Here is an 18,174-nt window from a genome sequence, read left to right as displayed (position 1 = left end):
TGCCACGGCAGTCAACGACCCTCGGTGGCAGTCCCACCCATGATCGTGGCGTACGCCGACGCCAGTCGGGCCGCGTCGTGGCGCGGGGTGCCGTCGTCGCTGGCGACGTCCGCGAGATGCAGCCGGGCGCCGTACGACGCGACCGCCGCGTCGAGCTCCTCGAGGGCGTCGCCGACGGACGCGCGGTCGGCCAGCACGGTGTCGATCTTCATGTCCGGCGCATGGTCGAGCAGCGCGGCGAGGTGGTCGATCGGCCCGTAGCCGTCGGTCTCACCGCCCTCCTCACCGGCCAGGTTGAGGTTGACCACGATCCGGGCGTCGGTCTCGATGAGGGCCCGGCGGAGCTCGGGCACCATCAGGTGCGGCAGCACCGAGGTGAACCACGACCCGGGCCCAAGCACGACCCAGTCGGCGGCACCAACCGCGGCGATCGCCTCGGGGCAGGGCGTCGGGTCCGGCGGGTCGAGCGCGATCGCGGTGATCAGCCCGGGGGTGGTGGCGACCTCGACCTGACCACGCACGGTGGTCATCGCCGCGGGGTGCTCGGGGTCGGCGCCGCGCACCTCGGCCGTGATGTCGAGCGGCGTCAGCGCCATCGGCAGCACCCGCCCGGTGGTACCGAGCAGCTTGCCGACCCAGTCGAGCGCGGCGACCGGGTCGCCCAGCTGCTCCCACAGCCCGACGATCAGCAGGTTGCCGATCACGTGGCCGCGCATCTCCCCCTGGCCCTCGAACCGGTGCTGCAGCACGCGCGCCCAGGTGTCGCCCCACTGGTTGTCACCGCACAGGGCGGCGAGCGCCATCCGCAGGTCGCCCGGCGGGAGCACGCCGAACTCGCTGCGCAGCCGCCCCGACGAGCCACCGTCGTCGGCGACCGTGACGACCGCGATCAGGTCGTCGATCACCAGGTCGTCGACGAGCAGCCGCAGTGCCTGCAGCGACGCGGCGAGGCCGTGTCCCCCGCCGAAGGCGACGACGGCCTGGGCGCGGTCCTGAGCGGAACCGACCATCACTCCCGCCCGAGGTCCCGGTGGGTCGGGCGGGCCTCGAGTCCGGCCGCGGTCAGCCGGCGCGCGACCTCCTCGGTCATCGCGACGCTGCGGTGCTTGCCGCCGGTGCAGCCGATCGCGACGGTCATGAAGCGCTTGCCCTCGCGGAGGTAGCCGTCGGCCACCCCCTGCAGGACGGGGACGTAGCCGGCCAGGAACTCGGCAGCGCCGGGCTGGCTCATCACGTAGTCGGCGACCTCGGGGTCGCGGCCGGTGCCGGGACGCAGCTCGGGGATCCAGAACGGGTTTGGCAGGAAGCGCATGTCGGCGACGAAGTCGGCGTCGACCGGGATGCCGTACTTGAAGCCGAAGCTCGTGACCGTGACCTTGAGCCGGATCGCCTCGGGCGAGCCGAACGCCTCGGCGATCCGCTCGGTGAGCTGGTGGACGTTGAGGGTCGAGGTGTCGATGACCAGGTCGGCGTCGCTGCGCAGCTCGGCGAGCACGGCGCGCTCGCGGACCAGGCCGTCGAGCAGCCGTCCGACGCCCTGGAGCGGGTGCGGCCGGCGGGCAGCCTCTTGGCGTCGTACGAGCACGTCGTCGGCGGCCTCGAGGAAGACCAGGGTGGCGTGGCGACCGGTCGCGCCGCGGGCGAGGTTGGCCTGCAGGGTCTCGAAGAACGAGCCGGAGCGTACGTCGACCACGACCGCCATCGGCTGCTCGGCGCCCCGGCTCTCGTCGACCAGGCGCACCACGTCGCGCAGCAGGCTCGGCGGCAGGTTGTCGACGACGTAGTAGCCGAGGTCCTCGAGCTCCTTCGCGGCGGTGCTGCGGCCGGCCCCGGTCATACCGGTCACGACGACCAGCTCGCCGCGGTGGTCGGGACTCGCCATCTCTAGCCTTCCTCGATCTCGCCGGTCGCCGTGTTGACGCTGACGATGGTGGGTCCAGTCTTGCTGCTCGCGTCGGCGACCGCACCCTTGATCGCCTCCGCCGTGGCCGGCCCGATTCCGGGGACCTGCGCGATCTCCTCGACGGTCGCGGTGCGCAGCTTCTTCAGGGACCCGAAGTGCTTGAGCAGGGTCTTGCGTCGCACCTCCCCCAGGCCGGGGACGGCGTCGAGGGTGCTCTCGACCATCGACTTGGACCGACGGCCCCGGTGGTGGGTGATCGCGAACCGGTGGGCCTCGTCGCGGATCCGCTGGAGCAGGTAGAGCCCCTCGCTGGAACGGCCGAGGATGACCGGGTCCTCCTGCTCGGGCAGCCAGACCTCCTCCAGCCGCTTGGCCAGGCCGCAGACGGGGATGTCGACGATGCCGAGCTCGGCCAGCGCCCGCTGGGCCGCCGCGACCTGGGGTGCGCCGCCGTCGACCACGACCAGTCCCGGCGCGTAGGCGAACTTGCGGGGGCGACCCGTCTCGGGGTCGACCAGCATCGGGCCGCTCTCGGTCGTGACCGTGTCGCTGACCTGCTCGTCGAGCAGTCGCTTGAAGCGCCGGGTGATCACCTCGTGCATGGCGCGCACGTCGTCGGAGCCGTCCTGGCCCTTGATCACGAACCGGCGGTACTCGCCCTTGCGCGACAGCCCGTCCTCGAAGACGACCATCGACGCGACGATCTCGGACCCCTGCAGGTGGGAGATGTCGTAGCACTCGATCCGCAGGGGCACCTCGTCGAGCGACAGCGCCTCCTGGATCTCCTCGAGCGCCCGGTTGCGGGTCGTCAGGTCGCTGGCGCGCTTCGTCTTGTGGAGCACGAGCGCCTGGCCGGCGTTCTGCGCGACCGTCTCCTGCAGGGCGCGCTTGTCGCCGCGCTGCGGCACCCGGATCGCGACCTTCGACCCGCGCAGGTCGCTGAGGAGCTGCTCGTACGTCGCCACGTCCGGCGGCAGCGCCGGCACCAGGATCTCGCGCGGAATCTCGTCGGCGGACGCTCCGGCGTAGAGCTGGAGCAGGAAGTCGTCGACCAGCTGAGCCGTGTCGCCCTCGTCGACGCGGTCGGCCACCCAGCCGCGCTGGCCGCGGATCCGGCCGCCGCGGACGTAGAAGATCTGGACCGCGACCTCGAGCGGGTCCTCCGCCAGGGCGATGACGTCGGCGTCGGTGCCGTCACCGAGCACGACCGCCTGCTTCTCGAGCGCCTTGTTGAGCGCGCCGAGGTCGTCACGCAGCCGGGCCGCCTTCTCGAAGTCGAGCGTGTCGGACGCGGCGTACATCTCCTTCTCGATGCGCCGCACGAAGGCGTTGGTCTGGCCGCCCATGAAGTCGCAGAAGTCGTCGACGATCGCGCGGTGCTCCTCGGCGGAGACGTTGCCGACGCAGGGCGCCGCGCACTTGTCGATGTAGCCGAGCAGGCACGGTCGCCCGATCTGGGCCGAGCGCTTGAAGACGCCGTTGCTGCACGAGCGCATCGGGAAGACCCGCAGCAGCAGATCGACGGTCTCCCGGATCGCCCAGGCGTGGCCGTAGGGCCCGAAGTAGCGCGTGCCCTTGCGCTTGGCACCGCGCCCGACCATGACGCGGGGGAACTCCTCCCCCACGGTGACCGCGAGCCACGGGTAGGACTTGTCGTCGCGGTACTTCACGTTGAACCGCGGGTCGAACTCCTTGATCCAGGAGTACTCCAGCTGCAGCGCCTCGACCTCGGTCTTGACGACCGTCCACTCGACGCTCGCCGCCGTGGTCACCATCGTGGCGGTGCGCGCGTGCAGGTTGCCGATGTCCTGGAAGTACGACGACAGCCGGGGGCGCAGGCTCTTCGCCTTGCCGACGTAGATGACCCGGCCCTTCGGGTCGCGGAACCGGTAGACCCCCGGCTGGGTCGGGATCGACCCGGGTTCAGGCCGGTAGGACGCGGGCGATGGCACACCTCAACCCTACGGGCGGGCGGGGACAGTCCCCCACAGACCCGACCGGGCCGACGTCACGTCGCGTCGAGACCCATTTCTTTTGTCACGTGACTTACTATCCTTTCATGGGCTGTCGCGACCTCTACGGCTACGCGTTGACCACCAACGCCGATGCTGCCGCCACGTTCAACCGCGGCGTCGGCGACCTGCTCCGCCTGCGTGCCGGCGCCGAGACGTCCGTCGCCGCCTCGATCACGCTCGACCCGCGGTTCGCCCTCGGTCACGCCACCCTCGCCCTGCTCGGCTACGAGCTCTGCGCCGCGGTCGACGTCCGGGCGCGGATGCGCGACGCCCTGCTGCACGCACCGCGCGCCACGGCCCGCGAGCGCAGCCACATCCACGCCGTCGCCGCTCACCTGCGCGGCGACTCCCGCCCGCTCATCCGCCACCTGGCGGCCTACCCCCGCGACGCCGTGCTGCTCTCGACCGCGGTGCCGACCATCGCCTTCGCGGGTGTCACCGAGGTGCCCGAGGAGGCCTGGGCGATCGTCGAGCGCGCGATCCCGGCGTACGGCGACGACTGGTGGTTCACCGGACTGCTCGCCTTCGTGCGCCAGGAGCAGCGACGCTTCGACGAGGCGATGGACCTGTCCTGCCGGTCGCTCGCCGTCGAGCCGGGCGCCGGCCACTCGGCGCACGCACGCGCGCACGCGCACTACGAGACCGGTGACCACGAGGCGGGGCTCGCCTGGATGGACGGCTGGGTCACCGGCGACGGCGCCTCGATCGAGAGCCTGAGCCACTTCTCCTGGCACGCCGCCCTCCACGAGCTCTCGCTCGGCGACCTCGACGCCGTACGCCGCAGGTACGACGGCCAGCTCCGCCCCGAGCACGGGCTCGGCTGCCGGGCGCTGGTCGACTCCGGGTCGCTGCTCTTCCGCTGGGCGATCACCCCCGACGCGACCGCCGTGCCGTCCATGGGCGCGGTCGCCGACATCGCCGGTCGGGACACCCTGGAGCAGCCGGCGACCCCGTTCCTCGCCCTGCACGCGGCGGTCGCGCTGCTGGCGACCGAGGACTCGGCAGGACTGGGCCGCCTCGAGGTGTGGGCGGCGGCGCACCGGCACCCCACCCAGCGGGAGGTCGTCGCGCCGCTCGCCGCCGCGCTGCGGCTGATGGCCGACGGCCGCGCGTCGGCGGCGGCCGACGCGCTCATCACGCTCGACCCGCAGATCCGCCGGCTCGGGGGCTCGGACGCGCAGCGCGAGATCGTCGAGGAGGCCCGGATCGCCGCGCTCCTGCGCGCCGGCCGGCTCGACGAGGCCCGGGTCGTGCTGGATGCCCGGCTCGACCGGCGCCGGTCACCGCGCGACGAGCGGTGGCGTCAGCGCCCGCTCGTCGCCACGGGTGTCACTTCGTCGTGATCTCGTCGCCGTCGACGGTGATCGGGACGGCGCCGAGCGGTGAGGGGGCCGGCCCGCCCTGGACGGTGCCGTCGTCGATCGAGAAGCTGCTGCCGTGGCAGGTGCAGTTGATCGTGCCGTTGTCGACGTTGGCGACCAGGCAGCCCTGGTGGGTGCAGACCGCCGAGAAGCCCTTGAACTCACCCTTGGTCGGCTGGGTGACGACGATCTTCTGGTCGGCGTAGATCTTCCCGCCGCCGACCGGCACATCCGACGTCGGACCGAGGTCCTCACCCGCCGCGGCGGTGGGCGCGGTGTCGGTGGCGACGCCGTCGCTCCCCGAACCACCGCAGGCAGCCAGGAGTGGCAGGGCCACCCCTGCGGTCGCGGCTCCGGTCAGGGCGTGGCGTCGGGTGATGCCGTCGGTGGTCACGTGGCGTCCTCTCAGGCGTGCAGTCGTTGAACTTTCACCCTAGCCGCGGATCTGTGTCAGACCTGTGTCCGGAGGATGAGAGTTCGATGAGGATCGGTCAGCTGGCCCTCGTGGCTGCGGCCTTCGTGGCTGCGGCCTTCTTCGCGGGCGCCTTCTTCGCGGGTGCCTTCTTGGCGGCGACCGCCTTCGCCGGCGCCTTCTTCGCGGGTGCCTTCTTGGCCGTCGCCTTGCGGGTCGGCTGCTTGGCAGCGCGCCCCTCGAGCAGCGGCGCGAGGAACTGGCCGGTGTAGCTCTCCGGCGTCGCGGCGACGGCCTCGGGCGTGCCCTCGGCGACGACCATGCCGCCGCGCGAGCCACCCTCGGGTCCCATGTCGACCAGCCAGTCGGCGGTCTTGATGACGTCGAGGTTGTGCTCGATCACCAGCACCGTGTTGCCCTGGTCGACCAGGCGACCGAGCACCAGCAGCAGCTTGCGGATGTCCTCGAAGTGGAGGCCGGTCGTCGGCTCGTCGAGCACGTAGACCGTGCGCCCGGTGGAGCGCTTCTGCAGCTCGGAGGAGAGCTTGACCCGCTGCGCCTCACCACCGGAGAGCGTGGTCGCGGGCTGCCCGAGCCGGACGTAGCCCAGCCCGACCTCGACCAGCGTCTTCATGTGGCGCGCGATCGCGGGGACCGCGGCGAAGAACTCGGCGGCCTCCTCGATCGGCATGTCGAGGACCTCGGCGATGGTCTTGCCCTTGTAGTGCACCTCGAGCGTCTCGCGGTTGTAGCGGGCGCCGTGGCAGACCTCGCACGGGACGTAGACGTCCGGCAGGAAGTTCATCTCGATCTTGATCGTGCCGTCCCCCGAGCAGGCCTCGCAGCGACCGCCCTTGACGTTGAACGAGAACCGGCCCTGGAGGTAGCCGCGCATCTTCGCCTCGGGCGTCGAGGCGAACAGCTTGCGGACGTGGTCGAAGACGCCGGTGTAGGTCGCAGGGTTGGACCGCGGCGTGCGTCCGATCGGCGACTGGTCGACGTGGATCACCTTGTCGACGTGCTCGAGCCCGGTGATCTTCTGGTGGCGCCCCGGCACCGCGCGCGCGTTGTAGATCTGCTTGGCCAGCGACGTGTAGAGGATGTCGTTGACGAGCGTCGACTTGCCCGACCCGGACACCCCCGTCACGGCCACGAACAGCCCGAGCGGGAAGGACACGTCGACGTTCTTCAGGTTGTGCTCGCGGGCGCCGTGGACGGTCAGGTCGCGGCCCTTCGTGCGCGGACGGCGTACGGCGGGCACGGGGATCTCCCGACGACCGGAGAGGTACTGCCCGGTCATCGAGTCGGGGTGGGCCAGCAGGCCCTCGACGCTGCCGCTGTGGACGACCTGGCCACCGTGCTCGCCGGCACCCGGGCCGATGTCGACGACCCAGTCGGCGACCCGGATGGTGTCCTCGTCGTGCTCGACGACGATCAGGGTGTTGCCGAGGTCCTTGAGCCGGACCAGGGTCTCGATCAGCCGGTGGTTGTCGCGCTGGTGGAGCCCGATCGACGGCTCGTCGAGGACGTAGAGGACGCCCACGAGGCCGGCGCCGATCTGGGTGGCGAGCCGGATCCGCTGCGCTTCGCCGCCCGACAGCGAGCCCGAGGGCCGGTCGAGGGAGAGGTAGTCGAGGCCGACGTCGAGCAGGAAGTTGAGCCGCTCCTGGATCTCCTTGAGCACCCGCTCGCCGATCTGCCGCTCCCGCGAGGTCAGCTCGAGGTTGCGGAGGTAGTCGGCCGTCTCGTTGATCGGCATCGCGCAGACCTCGGCGATGTTCTTGCCGCCGTCCTGGAGCGACGCGCCCAGGGTCACCGACATCGACACCGGCTTGAGCCGGCTGCCGCCGCACGACGGGCACGGCACCTCGCGCATGAAGCCCTCGAACCGCTCCCGGCTGGTGTCGGACTCGGCCTCGTTGTGCCGACGCTCGATGTAGGAGCCGACTCCCTCGAACTCCGCGTAGTAGGCGCGCTGGCGGCCGTAGCGGTTGCGGGTGACGACGTGGACCTTGGTGGGGTGGCCGTGGAGGATCGCCTTCTGCGCCTTGGCGGACAGGTCCTCCCACGGCGTGTTGAGGTCGAAGCCGAGCTCGTCTCCGAGCGCGCCCATCAGCCGCAGGAAGTAGTCGGCGACGTGCGCCTGGCTCCACGGCTGGATGGCGCCCTCCCCCAAGGTCGCCTGCGGGTTGGGCACGACGAGCTCCGGGTCGACCTCGAGCCTGGTCCCGAGTCCGTGGCAGGCCGGGCAGGCGCCGAAGGGCGAGTTGAAGGAGAACGAGCGCGGCTCCAGCTCGTCGGTGTCGATCGGGTGCTCGTTGGGGCACGCCATCTTCTCGCTGAAGCGCATCTCCCGACCGGGGTCCTTGGCGTCCAGGTCGACGAAGTCGAAGAGCACCAGCCCGCCGGCCAGCTGCAGCGCGGTCTCGACGGAGTCCGTGAGCCGCCGCTTCGACGACTCCTTGACCGCGAGCCGGTCGACCACGACCTCGATCGTGTGCTTCTTCTGCTTGTCGAGCTTCGGCGGCTCGTCGAGGGAGTAGGTGTCGCCGTTGACCCGGGCGCGCGAGAAGCCCTGGGTCTGGAGCTGCTTGAAGAGCTCGATGTACTCACCCTTGCGCCCGCGGATCACCGGGGCGAGCACCTGGAAGCGACGGCCCTCCTCGAGCGAGAGGATCTTGTCGACGATCTGCTGCGGGGTCTGCCGCTCGATGGGGGCGCCGCAGGTCGGGCAGTGCGGGCGCCCGGCCCGGGCGTAGAGCAGCCGGAGGTAGTCGTAGACCTCGGTGATCGTGCCGACCGTCGAGCGGGGGTTCTTGGAGGTGGACTTCTGATCGATCGAAACCGCGGGCGAGAGCCCCTCGATGAAGTCGACGTCGGGCTTGTCCATCTGGCCCAGGAACTGGCGGGCGTACGCCGAGAGCGACTCGACGTACCGGCGCTGGCCCTCCGCGAAGATCGTGTCGAACGCGAGCGAGGACTTGCCCGACCCGGACAGCCCCGTGAAGACGATCAGCGAGTCACGGGGAAGGTCGATCGACACGTCCTTGAGGTTGTGCTCCCGCGCTCCTCGGATGATGAGCTGATCGGTCACTGACTTCCCCTCGTCTTCGAACAGGTGTTCGCCATCCTAACGGGCGCGAGCAAGGCATAACCGCCCGGGACGCGCCGGTGTTCCCCACGATCTCACGGTGCGCCGACAGTCCTCCGCGCCGCCCGGGTCGGGCAGGATGGGCGCCATGCCCGACACCCTCCAGACGGTCGCCGCGGGGCTCCTGCCCGATGCCACCCGGCGGCTGGTCCGCTCCGTCGACGCCCTGGACTCCGCTGAGTACGCCGAGCCTTCCGGGCTGCCCGGCTGGACCCGCGGTCACGTGGTCGCCCACCTCGCGCTCAACGCCGAGGGCCTCGCCCGCGCCCTGCGCGGGGTCGTCGACGGCAGCCCGGCGTCGATGTACGACTCCCAGGAGGCTCGCGACGGAGACATCGCCGAGCTGGCGGCCGATCAGCCGGCGGCACTGCGCGCCCGCCTCCTCGGCGGCGGGACCGACCTCTTCGACGCCCTCGACGCCATCCCGGGTGACCGGTGGGCGACCACCATCGAGCGCACCCCGGGCGGTCGCGTCTTCGCCGCCGCCGACGTGGTCTCCATGCGGCTGCGCGAGGTGGAGATCCACCACGCCGACCTGGCCTGCGGCTACACCCACCGGAGCTGGCCGACGGACTTCGTCACGCTGCTGCTCGACACGGGGCGGGCGGAGGGTCTCGGTCCGCTCGCGGCGTACGCCGTCGACCTCGACCGCACCTGGCGCTTCGGCGACGGCGGCCCGACGGTCTCCGGCCCGGCCGCGGACCTGGCCTGGTGGCTCACCGGTCGCGGCACCGGCGCCGGGCTCACGAGTGACAGCGGCACCCTGCCGCAGATCGGAGCGATGTGACATGAGTGCCTACACGGGAGACGTGACGCCGGGAGGCGGGTCCGACGTACGCGAACTGGCCCACCTGACCATCACCAAGGTCGCGGTCGACCCGAAGATGTCCAACAACTGCTACCTGCTCCGGTGCAAGCACACCGGCGACCAGGTGCTCATCGATGCGGCCGCAGAGCCCGACACCCTGCTGCCGCTGATCGGCGAGGCCGGGCTGACCAGCGTCATCACGACGCACCAGCACTGGGACCACCACCGCGCGCTGGCCGACGTCGTCGCAGCGACCAGCGCCGAGGTGCTCGTCGGCGCACCCGACGCGGCCGCCGTCACGGAGCAGACCGGCACCCCCGTCACCCGCACCCTCGCCCAGGGAGACACCATCCCGGTCGGCGACTGCACCCTCGAGGTGATCGCGATCGCCGGGCACACGCCGGGCTCCGTCGCGCTGCTGTACGACGACCCCGATGGTCACCCGCACCTCTTCACCGGGGACTCGCTCTTCCCCGGTGGCGTCGGCAACACGTTCGGCGACGAGGCGGCCTTCGCGCAGCTCATCGACGAGGTCGAGACCAAGGTCTTCCAGCGGCTGCCGGACGACACCTGGTTCTACCCCGGCCACGGCGGCGACTCGACGATCGGCGCCGAGCGCCCGTCGCTCAGCGAGTGGCGAGCCCGCGGCTGGTGACCAGGCCCGGTCACTGGCCGTACGAGAACCTCAGGTCGGCGAAGAGCAGGAAGTTCATCCGCTTGCGGAGGTAGCCCGTCGTGCTCTGGTCGGGCGCCTCCTCGGGCGTCAGCAGGGCGAACTCGAGGGACGTCTCCATGCCGACGGGTGTCAGCGTGAAGACGATCCGGTCATCCGGGCGATCCGGCCACAGCGACGACCACACGATCCGCTCCGGAGGCGCAGCCTCGAGGACCGTCGGATCGACCTCGTCTCGCACGAGGCTGAGCCACGGCCTTGCGCCGAGCCTGCGCGGCTCCGCCAGCGACTCCCACACGACTCGCGGTGGGGCGGGGAGCTTCTGCGCGCGCCGGCCGTACTCGATCACCAGCGAACGGTAGCGCCGTTCAGCGACTGACGAGCCCCGGGCTGGTGATCGGCGGCAGGTCGGCGAACCGACTCAGGTCGATCGGCTCCGCAGCAGGTCGCGGGACGGGTGTCGACCAGTCGTCGACCTCGGTCTGGGGCGCGCGCTGCTGCGGGACCAGGTCGATCGCGATGACCTCGCCGAGGGGCACGGCACCGACCGGCTCCTCCCCGTCGATCACGGCGAAGAGGCTCATCGGTCCCCAGTCCGGGACGGAGCCCGACTCGAGGTGCCACAGCATCGTGCGCTCCGAGGTCCTCGCCTGAAGGGCGAGTGCGAGCTTGTCGGCGCCGTACCGCGCACCGAAACGCCACATGGTGGGAGCCGACAGGCCGTGGGCGACGCCGCTGGCGACGCACCGGGTGGCGGCGTCCGGGTCGAGGTCCTGCGCGAGCAGGAACTCGACGTCGAGCGGCGTGGCGATCTCGGGGTGGACCGGCAGCTGCGCGGCCCGCCGGGAGAGCTCGCGTCGCATGGTCTGCGGCACGGCTCTCGCCGGACGCCGGGTGCGTGCGGGTCGAGGCGCGGCGTTCGCGGTCGTGACACCCGAGGCGGTGCGAGGCGACAGGGCGGCGATGGTGCAGATGGTCGCGGTGGCGAGGATCAAGCACAGTCCGAGGATCAAGGGTTCTTCCTTCGTTCCGGTGGTGCCGGACACAGACAGAACCCTTAACTCTCCAAGGTCAGGAGAGTTACGTCCCACGACGACCGATCGCGCCCCCAAGGTCGAGTCGAGACTTCCGTCAGTTGAGTCGAGAGTTCTGCGCGTTCAATCGAGAGTTCCGACACGTGGGCTCGCGCATGCTGGGGACTCGACGAACGGAAGTCTCGACTCGACGAACGGAAGTCTCGATTCGACCGACGGAACTCTCGATTCGACGTCAGGCGGCGATCGGCCAGTCGTCCTCGTCGTCGAGCGTGACGTGCAGGCCGGGGCCGCTGATCGGCGGCAGGTCGCCGAAACCGCTGAGGTCGATGGGCTGCAGGGCCGGGGTCGACCAGCCGTCGCCGGCACCCGCGAGGCTCAGGCTCGCCGACTGGGGTGCGGCGTCGAGGTCGACGGTCCTGTCGAGCGGAACGCCGACCTGCGGGAGCTCGCGGTTGAGCGTCGCGAACATCGTCATCGCCCGCCAGTCCGGGACGGTCCCGGCCTCGACGTGGCGGCGCATCGAGCGCTCGGGGACCTCGGCGTCGAGGGCGAGCACGAGCTTGTCGGCCCCGAAGCGCTCCGCGAAGCCCCACATGGTCCGCACCGGGACGCGTCGCTCGGCGCCGAGCCCGACGACCCGGGCGACCGTGGCACTGCCGAGCCGCTGCGCGAGCAGGCGCTCGAGGTCCGGCTGGGTGACCCGGTCGGGGCAGACCCGCAGCTGCGACGTACGCCGGTGGGAGTCACCGGGCACGGTCGTGCTGCGGGGGCGGGAGGCGCTGGAGGTGATCGTCCACACGAGGGCGGTCACGAGGATCAAGCACAGTCCGAGAATCATGGGCTCTTCCTTCGTTCCGGTGATGCGGGGGTGTTCGGTTGAGAACGAAACTTCCCGCAGTCGTCCGGAACTAGTCACCACACCGCAAAACGATGCAGCGGGCTAGACCAGGCGCGTCCAGGTCTCAGGAGGCCATCGGCCAGCCGCGGTCGTTGCGACGGCGGCGCCGCGGACGCCGCTCGGTCGGCGGCTCCGGGGGTGGCGGGGGCGGCGCACCACCGAGGTGGGCGGGGCCGGAGATCGGCGGGAGGTCGTCGAAGGCGCTCAGGTCCACCGGCAGGTCGTCGTCCTGCGTCGACCAGTCGTCGAGGTCGGGCGGGAACGACAGGTCGCCGAACGTGGGCACCGAGTCGAGGTCCAGCACCTCCTGGTGCGGCATCGCAGCCGGCGACGTGTCGGCGCTCAGCGCGGCGAAGGTCTCCATCGCACGCCAGTCCGGGATCGTGCCGGCCTCCAGGTGGCGCTTCATCGAGCGCTCGGCCACCTCGGCGTCGACGGCGAGCAGGCACCGCTCGCCTCCGAACCGGTCGGCGAAGCACCAGAGCGTCCGGGCGCTCGCGCGGCCCTTGCCCACCGCCGTCGTGACGCGGGCCAGGTCCGTCGCGGACACGCCCTGGGCGAGCAGCAGGCTCTCCAGGTCCGCCCGGGTGATCCGGTCGGCGCTCAGACGCAGCTGGGCGCGCCAGCGGTCGAGGTCGCGCGGCCTGGGCTGCGCGGCCACCGGGCCGTCGTGACGGACCGGCCGGGCGACCGAGGACGTGAGTGCCCAGGTCAGTGCGGCCACGATGACCACGCACAGACCGACGACCATGCTGCTACCTGCGTTCCTCTGGGGGCCTCCCATTGAAACTTCCGACGCGGCCTGACGCCATGTCGACGCGGCCCCTGGTCTGGACCGGAGCGTGGAATCTAGTGGTAGGTCACCTTCACGGTGTCCGTCATCGGCACCGACTGGCAGCCGAGCCGGATCCCGTCGGCCAGGTCGTCGGCGTCGAGGACGTCGTTGCGCAACATCTTGACCTCGCCCTGGAGCAGGCGGATGGCGCACGCGGAGCACTCGCCCTCGCGACAGGAGTACGGCGCCTTGACGCCCTTCGACTCGAGGTGGTCGAGCAGCTTGGTGCCCGGCGCCCAGTCGTCGAACGTGTAGTCCTGGCCGTCCAGCTCGACCTCGAGCTTCACGGGACCCTGCGGACCGCCTTCGTCGGGCGCGACCTCGGTGAGGTCGTCCGGGTCGGTCTCGGCGTCCTCGATCTCGTGCTCGGCGATCTCCTGGTCGTGGAGGTCACCGAACGGGTTGCCGCCCAGGGAGACGAACTTCTCCTGGTGGCGCCGCTCGCGCGGGAACTCCAGCGCCTTGAGCGCGGCGACCGTGAGCTTCATGAACGGCGCGGGGCCGCAGACGAACGCGTCGTACGACGTGAAGCTGGCCGCGAAGGCCTGCATCTGCTCCTGGCTCGGGAGACCCTGCACGGACTCGAGCCAGTGCACGACCACGAGCCGGTCGGGGTTCTCGGCGGCGAGCTCGGCGAGCTCCTCGGCGAAGATCACCGACCTCTCGTCGCGGTTGGCGTAGAAGAGGACGATCTTGCCGGTGCCCTGCTGGAGCGCGGTGCGGGTGATCGAGATGACCGGCGTGATGCCGCTGCCGCCCGCGAAGAGCAGCAGGTCGGCGCTCAGCGAGGCTGGGGTGAAGATGCCGCTCGGCGGCAGCACCCGCATCGTGTCGCCCTCGCGGAGGTTGTCGCAGACCCAGTTGGACGCGTAGCCGTCGACGGTGCGCTTCACCGTGATGGTCAGCGGTCCCCCGCCGACCGGGCTGCTCGACAGCGAGTAGCAGCGGGCCGCGACCCCCGTCTGGTCCGACGGCACGGCGAGCGTGAGGAACTGCCCCGGCTTGTAGACGAAGTGCTCGGCCAGGTCCTCGGGGATCTCGAAGGAGATCGAGTGGGCGTCGGCGGTCTCCTCGACCACCTCGACGACCTTCAGCTCGAAGGAGTCGTCCATGTGCTCAGTAACCGTCCTCGGCGCCGATCGGGATCTGTCCGTCGCGCGTCGCCGCCTCGATGCTGGCGATCATCCGCGGGCAGGCGGGGTGTACGTCGCGACCGCCCGAGCGTCGGCTCAGCTCCGGGCAGCTGTGGCGCGCCTCAGCGCTCCATTGGATGGATGTGTGGTGCTCGCTGTTCTTCTTCACCCCGACGACCGCCAGGCAGTCGAGGCACGCCACCTCGACCAGGCGGGCGGTCGTGTAGAGGCGCTGGTCCTCGAGCGTGTCGTCGCTGGTGGGGACGAAGGAGGCCATCGCCTAGGTGCCCGACATCATCTGCGGGGTCTCGGCGCCCTTCTCGGAGCCCTCGTCGGCAGCGTCCTCGGCCGCCTTCTTGGCGAGGTTCTCCGCGACCTCCTCCTGCCAGTACTCGTTCGCCTTCGTGGTGTCGACCTCGAACTCGAACCGGTCGACCATCTCGGGGGCGATGTCGGCCCGGTCGACGTAGAACTGCTCGTACCACCGGCGCAGCTGGTAGACGGGACCGTCCTCCTCGCACAGCAGGGGGTTCTGGACGGGCACCTTGTTCTTCCAGATGTGCACGTCCTGCAGGAAGCCCTCGCCGAACATCGTGGCGTACTTCTCCGAGATGAACTGCGCGGTCGCGTCGTCCAGACCCTCGGGCTTCTTCACGGTGATGCCGTACTGCAGCGTGAAGGAGTCGGGCCCGGTCGGGATGTGGCAGTTGATCAGGATGACCTCGGTCTCGAAGCCCTTGTAGTCGACGTCGAGCCAGTTGATCATGTACGACGGTCCGTAGTAGGTCGCCTCGGACTTGAGGAAGAGCTCGGCGCTGCCGTAGCCGCCGGACTTGTCGGGGCGTCCCTTCGACTCCATGTACTGCGTCGCGACGGTGCCCTCGAACACGTTGCGGAAGCTCGTCGGGAACGAGAAGTGCACGTAGTAGAAGTGCGCCATGTCCACGACGTTGTCGATCAGCTCCCGGCAGTGGGAGTCGGTGATCGGGACGACCTCCCAGTGCCAGTCGGTGTAGAGGCCCTCGGCGATGCCGGGCAGCTCCGGCGGGAGGATGTCGTAGTCGGGCTCGGAGCCCTCGGTGTCGTGCCAGATCAGCACCTGGTCGTTGCGGATCACGACGGGGTACTTCTGGGTGCGGGCGCGCAACGGCACCCGGCGGGCGTACGGGATGGCCTTGCACTTGCCGTCGCCGCCCCAGCGCCAGTCGTGGAACGGGCAGGCGACCTCGTCGCCCTTGACCTCGCCCTGGGTGAGGTCGCCGCCCATGTGCCGGCAGTAGCCGTCGAGGACGTTGATCTCGCCCAACGTGTCCTGCCACACGACGACCTTGCCGCCAAACGCCTCGATGCCGTGCGGCTTGCCGTCGGCGAAGGTCTCCTTCAGACCCAGGCAGTGCCAACCGCGCGCGAAGCGCTCCGGCGGCTTCCCGTGGTCGAGGGCTCTCACACTGTCGCTCATGGCGTGCCTCCACTGGATCTGGACCAAAACAAGAACAGGTTATAGTTTTCGGGAGGCCGTTACCAGCGGACCCCCACCCATCTTGCGTCGAATGCGTCATTTTCGAGGAGAGCAGGAAGTCCATGCACATCGCCCTGACACCCGAGCAAGAGGCGCTGCGCCAGGAGCTGCGCGACTACTTCGCCGCCCTGGTCACGCCCGAGGTCAAGGCCGGGTTGGCGTCCGCGACCGGTGAGTTCGGTGACGACCTGGTCTACAAGAAGGTGATCCGGCAGCTCGGCACCGACGGCTGGCTGGGCATCGGCTGGCCGAAGGAGTACGGCGGCCAGGCGCGCTCGATGATCGAGCAGCTGATCTTCACCGACGTGGCCGCGATCGCCGGCGTGCCGATCCCCTACCTGACGCTCAACACCGTCGGGCCGACGATCATGCGCTACGGCACCGACGAGCAGAAGGACTACTTCCTCCCCCGCATCCTCAAGGGCGAGCTGCACTTCTCGATCGGCTACTCCGAGCCGGGGTCCGGCACCGACCTCGCCTCGCTGAAGACCAAGGCGGTCCGCGAGGGCGACGAGTGGGTGATCAACGGCCAGAAGATGTGGACGTCGCTCATCCAGTACGCCGACTGGGTGTGGCTCGCCTGTCGCACGGACCCCGACCTGCCCCGCCACAAGGGCCTGTCGATGATCCTGATGCCGGCCGACGCCGAGGGCTTCTCCTACACGCCGGTCCACACCGTGGCCGGGGTCAGCACCAGCGCGACGTACTACGAGGACGTGCGCGTCCCGGTCTCCAACCTGGTCGGCGAGCTCAACGGCGGCTGGTCGCTGATGACCAACCAGCTCAACCACGAGCGGGTCGCCCTGACGTCGTCCGCGCCGCTCACCTACTCCATCGACCTGGTCCGCCACTGGGCGCAGGAGACGAAGAACCCCGACGGCCAGCGGGTGATCGACTCCGAGTGGGTGCAGATCGCGCTCGGTCGCGCACACGCCCGGGTCGAGGCGCTGTCGCTGATCAACTGGAAGCTCGCCGCCGACGCGGACGCCGGTGTCTCGCTGTCGCCGGCCGAGGCCTCCGCCACCAAGATCTACGGCTCGGAGCTCGCCACCGAGGTCTACCGGTCGCTGATGGAGATCGTCGGCCCCAACGCCGGCATCACCGGCTCGTCGGAGGGCAACGTGCTCGCCGGCCGGATCGAGCGGTTCTACCGCTCCGCCCTGGTGATGACCTTCGGCGGCGGCACCAACGAGATCCAGCGCGACATCATCGGGTACGTCGGCCTCGGCCTCCCCGCAGCCAAGCGATAACCGACCGCTGGTTGAGGAGGGCGCGCAGCGCCCGTCTCGAAACCCGGTGAGACGAAAGGCAACATCATGGACTTCCAGTTCACCCAGGAGCAGGACGAGGCCGCCGAGCTGGCCGCCGGCATCCTCAAGGACCGCACCACCAACGACCGGCTCAAGGCCGTCGAGGCCGAGGGCGACCGGTTCGACCGTTCGCTGTGGGCCGAGCTCGGCTCGGCCGGACTGCTCGGGCTCGCGCTGCCGGAGGAGTACGACGGCGCCGGGCTCGGCATCATCGAGCTCTGCCGCGTGCTGGTCGAGGTCGGCCGCACGGTCGCGCCGGTCCCGCTCGCCGCGCACGGCCCCGCCTCGCGGCTGGTCGCCGAGCTCGGCACCGACGCCCAGAAGCAGCAGTGGCTCCCGGGCGCCGCCACCGGCACCACCGTGATGACGGCAGCGGTCGCCGAGGAGCGCGCCTTCGCGCCGACCCGCCCGACCACGGTGGCCACTCCCGAGGGCGACGGCTACCGGCTGACCGGCAGCAAGGCGATCGTCCCGGCCGGCCCCTACGCCGACGTGTTCCTCGTCCCGGCCGAGACCCCCACCGGTGTGGGCGTCTTCCTGGTCGAGCCCGGTGACGCGGGTGTGGGCGTCCTCGCCCAGACCTTCTCCGACCGCGACGCGGTCGCCCGGCTCGACCTCGACGGCGTCGTGGTCTCCGCCGACCGCCTCGTCGGTGCCACCGACGGCAGTGCCGACCACCGGTTGCGCCAGCTCCTGGTCCTGGCCGGGACCGCGGAGCAGCTCGGCATCACCGAAGGCGCGCTCGCGCTGACCTCGACGTACGCGAAGACGCGTGAGCAGTTCGGCCGACCGATCGGCACCTTCCAGGCCGTCTCGCAGCGGCTGGCCGACGGCTACATCGACGTCCTCGGCCAGCGGCTCACGCTCTGGCAGGCCGCCTGGCGGCTCGAGGAGGGTCTCCCGTCCGACTCCGAGGTCGCGATCGCGAAGCTCTGGGCGGCCGACGCGGGTCACCGGCTCGCGCACACCACCGTGCACGTGCACGGCGGCGTCGGCATCGACCTCGACGGCGAGGCGCACCGCTACTTCACGAGCGCCAAGCGGTTCGAGTTCCTGCACGGCGGCTCGACCGAGCAGGCGCTCAACATCGGCCGGATCCTGGCGGCCGACCCGGCATGA

At 70.7% G+C, this 18,174-nt stretch carries 17 protein-coding genes; 5 read left to right on the top strand and 12 right to left on the bottom strand.

Translation table 11 applies throughout. The annotated features are described in order from the left end of the window. Positions 1-11: 11 nt before the first annotated feature. Genes ABLE68_RS18555 through uvrC form a run of 3 tightly spaced genes read right to left on the bottom strand, consistent with a single transcriptional unit; the run spans position 12 to position 3,855 of the window. Positions 12-1,013 carry a gluconeogenesis factor YvcK family protein gene (locus tag ABLE68_RS18555; RefSeq protein ID WP_425475653.1) on the bottom strand — a complete coding sequence of 334 codons (1,002 nt, stop codon included), beginning with the start codon at positions 1,011-1,013 and terminating at the stop codon, positions 12-14. Then, positions 1,010-1,882, bottom strand: coding sequence for an RNase adapter RapZ (gene rapZ / locus ABLE68_RS18550; protein WP_348873408.1), 873 nt, complete (start codon positions 1,880-1,882; stop codon positions 1,010-1,012). The genes ABLE68_RS18555 and rapZ overlap by 4 nt, the downstream gene beginning before the upstream one ends. 2 nt (positions 1,883-1,884) lie before the next feature. Further along, a complete protein-coding gene (gene uvrC / locus ABLE68_RS18545) occupies positions 1,885-3,855 on the bottom strand; it encodes an excinuclease ABC subunit UvrC (protein WP_348873407.1) in 1,971 nt (656 codons plus the stop codon). 107 nt (positions 3,856-3,962) lie between these two features. On the opposite strand from uvrC, the gene ABLE68_RS18540 reads away from it, so the two are divergent. Continuing rightward, entirely contained in the window at positions 3,963-5,261 is a 1,299-nt protein-coding gene (locus ABLE68_RS18540; RefSeq protein ID WP_348873406.1) for a tetratricopeptide repeat protein, read from the top strand. Here the strand turns inward: ABLE68_RS18540 and ABLE68_RS18535 are convergent. Together ABLE68_RS18535 and uvrA are read right to left on the bottom strand one after the other, a co-directional pair. Beyond that, positions 5,248-5,673, bottom strand: a complete 426-nt coding sequence (locus ABLE68_RS18535) for a Rieske (2Fe-2S) protein (RefSeq protein ID WP_348873405.1) — start codon at positions 5,671-5,673, stop codon at positions 5,248-5,250. The two genes, ABLE68_RS18540 and ABLE68_RS18535, sit on opposite strands and share 14 nt — an antisense overlap. 97 nt (positions 5,674-5,770) lie before the next feature. Then, entirely contained in the window at positions 5,771-8,785 is a 3,015-nt protein-coding gene (uvrA, locus tag ABLE68_RS18530; RefSeq protein ID WP_348873404.1) for an excinuclease ABC subunit UvrA, read from the bottom strand. A 145-nt stretch (positions 8,786-8,930) separates the two neighbouring features. Between uvrA and ABLE68_RS18525 the strand changes: the two genes are divergently transcribed. Together ABLE68_RS18525 and ABLE68_RS18520 are read left to right on the top strand one after the other, a co-directional pair. Next, positions 8,931-9,629 (top strand): maleylpyruvate isomerase family mycothiol-dependent enzyme, encoded by a 699-nt coding sequence (locus ABLE68_RS18525; RefSeq protein ID WP_348873403.1) that lies wholly within the window; start codon positions 8,931-8,933, stop codon positions 9,627-9,629. A gap of 1 nt (position 9,630) precedes the next feature. Next, positions 9,631-10,305, top strand: coding sequence for an MBL fold metallo-hydrolase (locus tag ABLE68_RS18520; RefSeq protein WP_348873402.1), 675 nt, complete (start codon positions 9,631-9,633; stop codon positions 10,303-10,305). A 10-nt stretch (positions 10,306-10,315) separates the two neighbouring features. Here the strand turns inward: ABLE68_RS18520 and ABLE68_RS18515 are convergent, their stop codons facing one another. The 7 genes from ABLE68_RS18515 to ABLE68_RS18485 form a co-directional block, all read right to left on the bottom strand. Then, positions 10,316-10,672, bottom strand: a complete 357-nt coding sequence (locus tag ABLE68_RS18515; RefSeq protein WP_348873401.1) for an SRPBCC family protein — start codon at positions 10,670-10,672, stop codon at positions 10,316-10,318. A 19-nt stretch (positions 10,673-10,691) separates the two neighbouring features. Then, complete coding sequence (locus ABLE68_RS18510; protein WP_348873400.1) at positions 10,692-11,336, bottom strand: hypothetical protein; 645 nt, start codon at positions 11,334-11,336, stop codon at positions 10,692-10,694. Positions 11,337-11,592: 256 nt separating this feature from the next. After that, the gene (locus ABLE68_RS18505) at positions 11,593-12,198 is read right to left on the bottom strand and encodes a hypothetical protein (RefSeq protein WP_348873399.1); all 606 of its coding nucleotides are present in this window, start codon (positions 12,196-12,198) and stop codon (positions 11,593-11,595) included. A 124-nt stretch (positions 12,199-12,322) separates the two neighbouring features. Beyond that, positions 12,323-13,009, bottom strand: a complete 687-nt coding sequence (locus ABLE68_RS18500; RefSeq protein WP_348873398.1) for a hypothetical protein — start codon at positions 13,007-13,009, stop codon at positions 12,323-12,325. 98 nt (positions 13,010-13,107) lie between these two features. Beyond that, complete coding sequence (locus ABLE68_RS18495) at positions 13,108-14,205, bottom strand: 2Fe-2S iron-sulfur cluster-binding protein (RefSeq protein WP_348873397.1); 1,098 nt, start codon at positions 14,203-14,205, stop codon at positions 13,108-13,110. 4 nt (positions 14,206-14,209) lie between these two features. Continuing rightward, positions 14,210-14,503 (bottom strand): hypothetical protein, encoded by a 294-nt coding sequence (locus ABLE68_RS18490; RefSeq protein WP_348873396.1) that lies wholly within the window; start codon positions 14,501-14,503, stop codon positions 14,210-14,212. Between the two features lie 3 nt (positions 14,504-14,506). Further along, positions 14,507-15,685 carry a 3-ketosteroid-9-alpha-monooxygenase, oxygenase component gene (locus tag ABLE68_RS18485; protein WP_348873395.1) on the bottom strand — a complete coding sequence of 393 codons (1,179 nt, stop codon included), beginning with the start codon at positions 15,683-15,685 and terminating at the stop codon, positions 14,507-14,509. Positions 15,686-15,807: 122 nt separating this feature from the next. On the opposite strand from ABLE68_RS18485, the gene ABLE68_RS18480 reads away from it, so the two are divergent. Both ABLE68_RS18480 and ABLE68_RS18475 read left to right on the top strand, forming a co-directional pair. Continuing rightward, complete coding sequence (locus ABLE68_RS18480) at positions 15,808-16,995, top strand: acyl-CoA dehydrogenase family protein (protein WP_348873394.1); 1,188 nt, start codon at positions 15,808-15,810, stop codon at positions 16,993-16,995. Between the two features lie 66 nt (positions 16,996-17,061). Further along, positions 17,062-18,174: an acyl-CoA dehydrogenase family protein gene (locus ABLE68_RS18475; protein ID WP_348873393.1), complete on the top strand. Its 1,113-nt coding sequence runs from the start codon at positions 17,062-17,064 to the stop codon at positions 18,172-18,174.

This window comes from Nocardioides pollutisoli (genome assembly GCF_040045055.1).
GTDB classification, from domain to species: Bacteria; Actinomycetota; Actinomycetes; order Propionibacteriales; family Nocardioidaceae; genus Nocardioides; species Nocardioides tweenelious.
The sequence above is the reverse complement of the archived record's forward strand: the minus strand, read 5'-3'. Positions and strand labels throughout refer to the sequence as shown.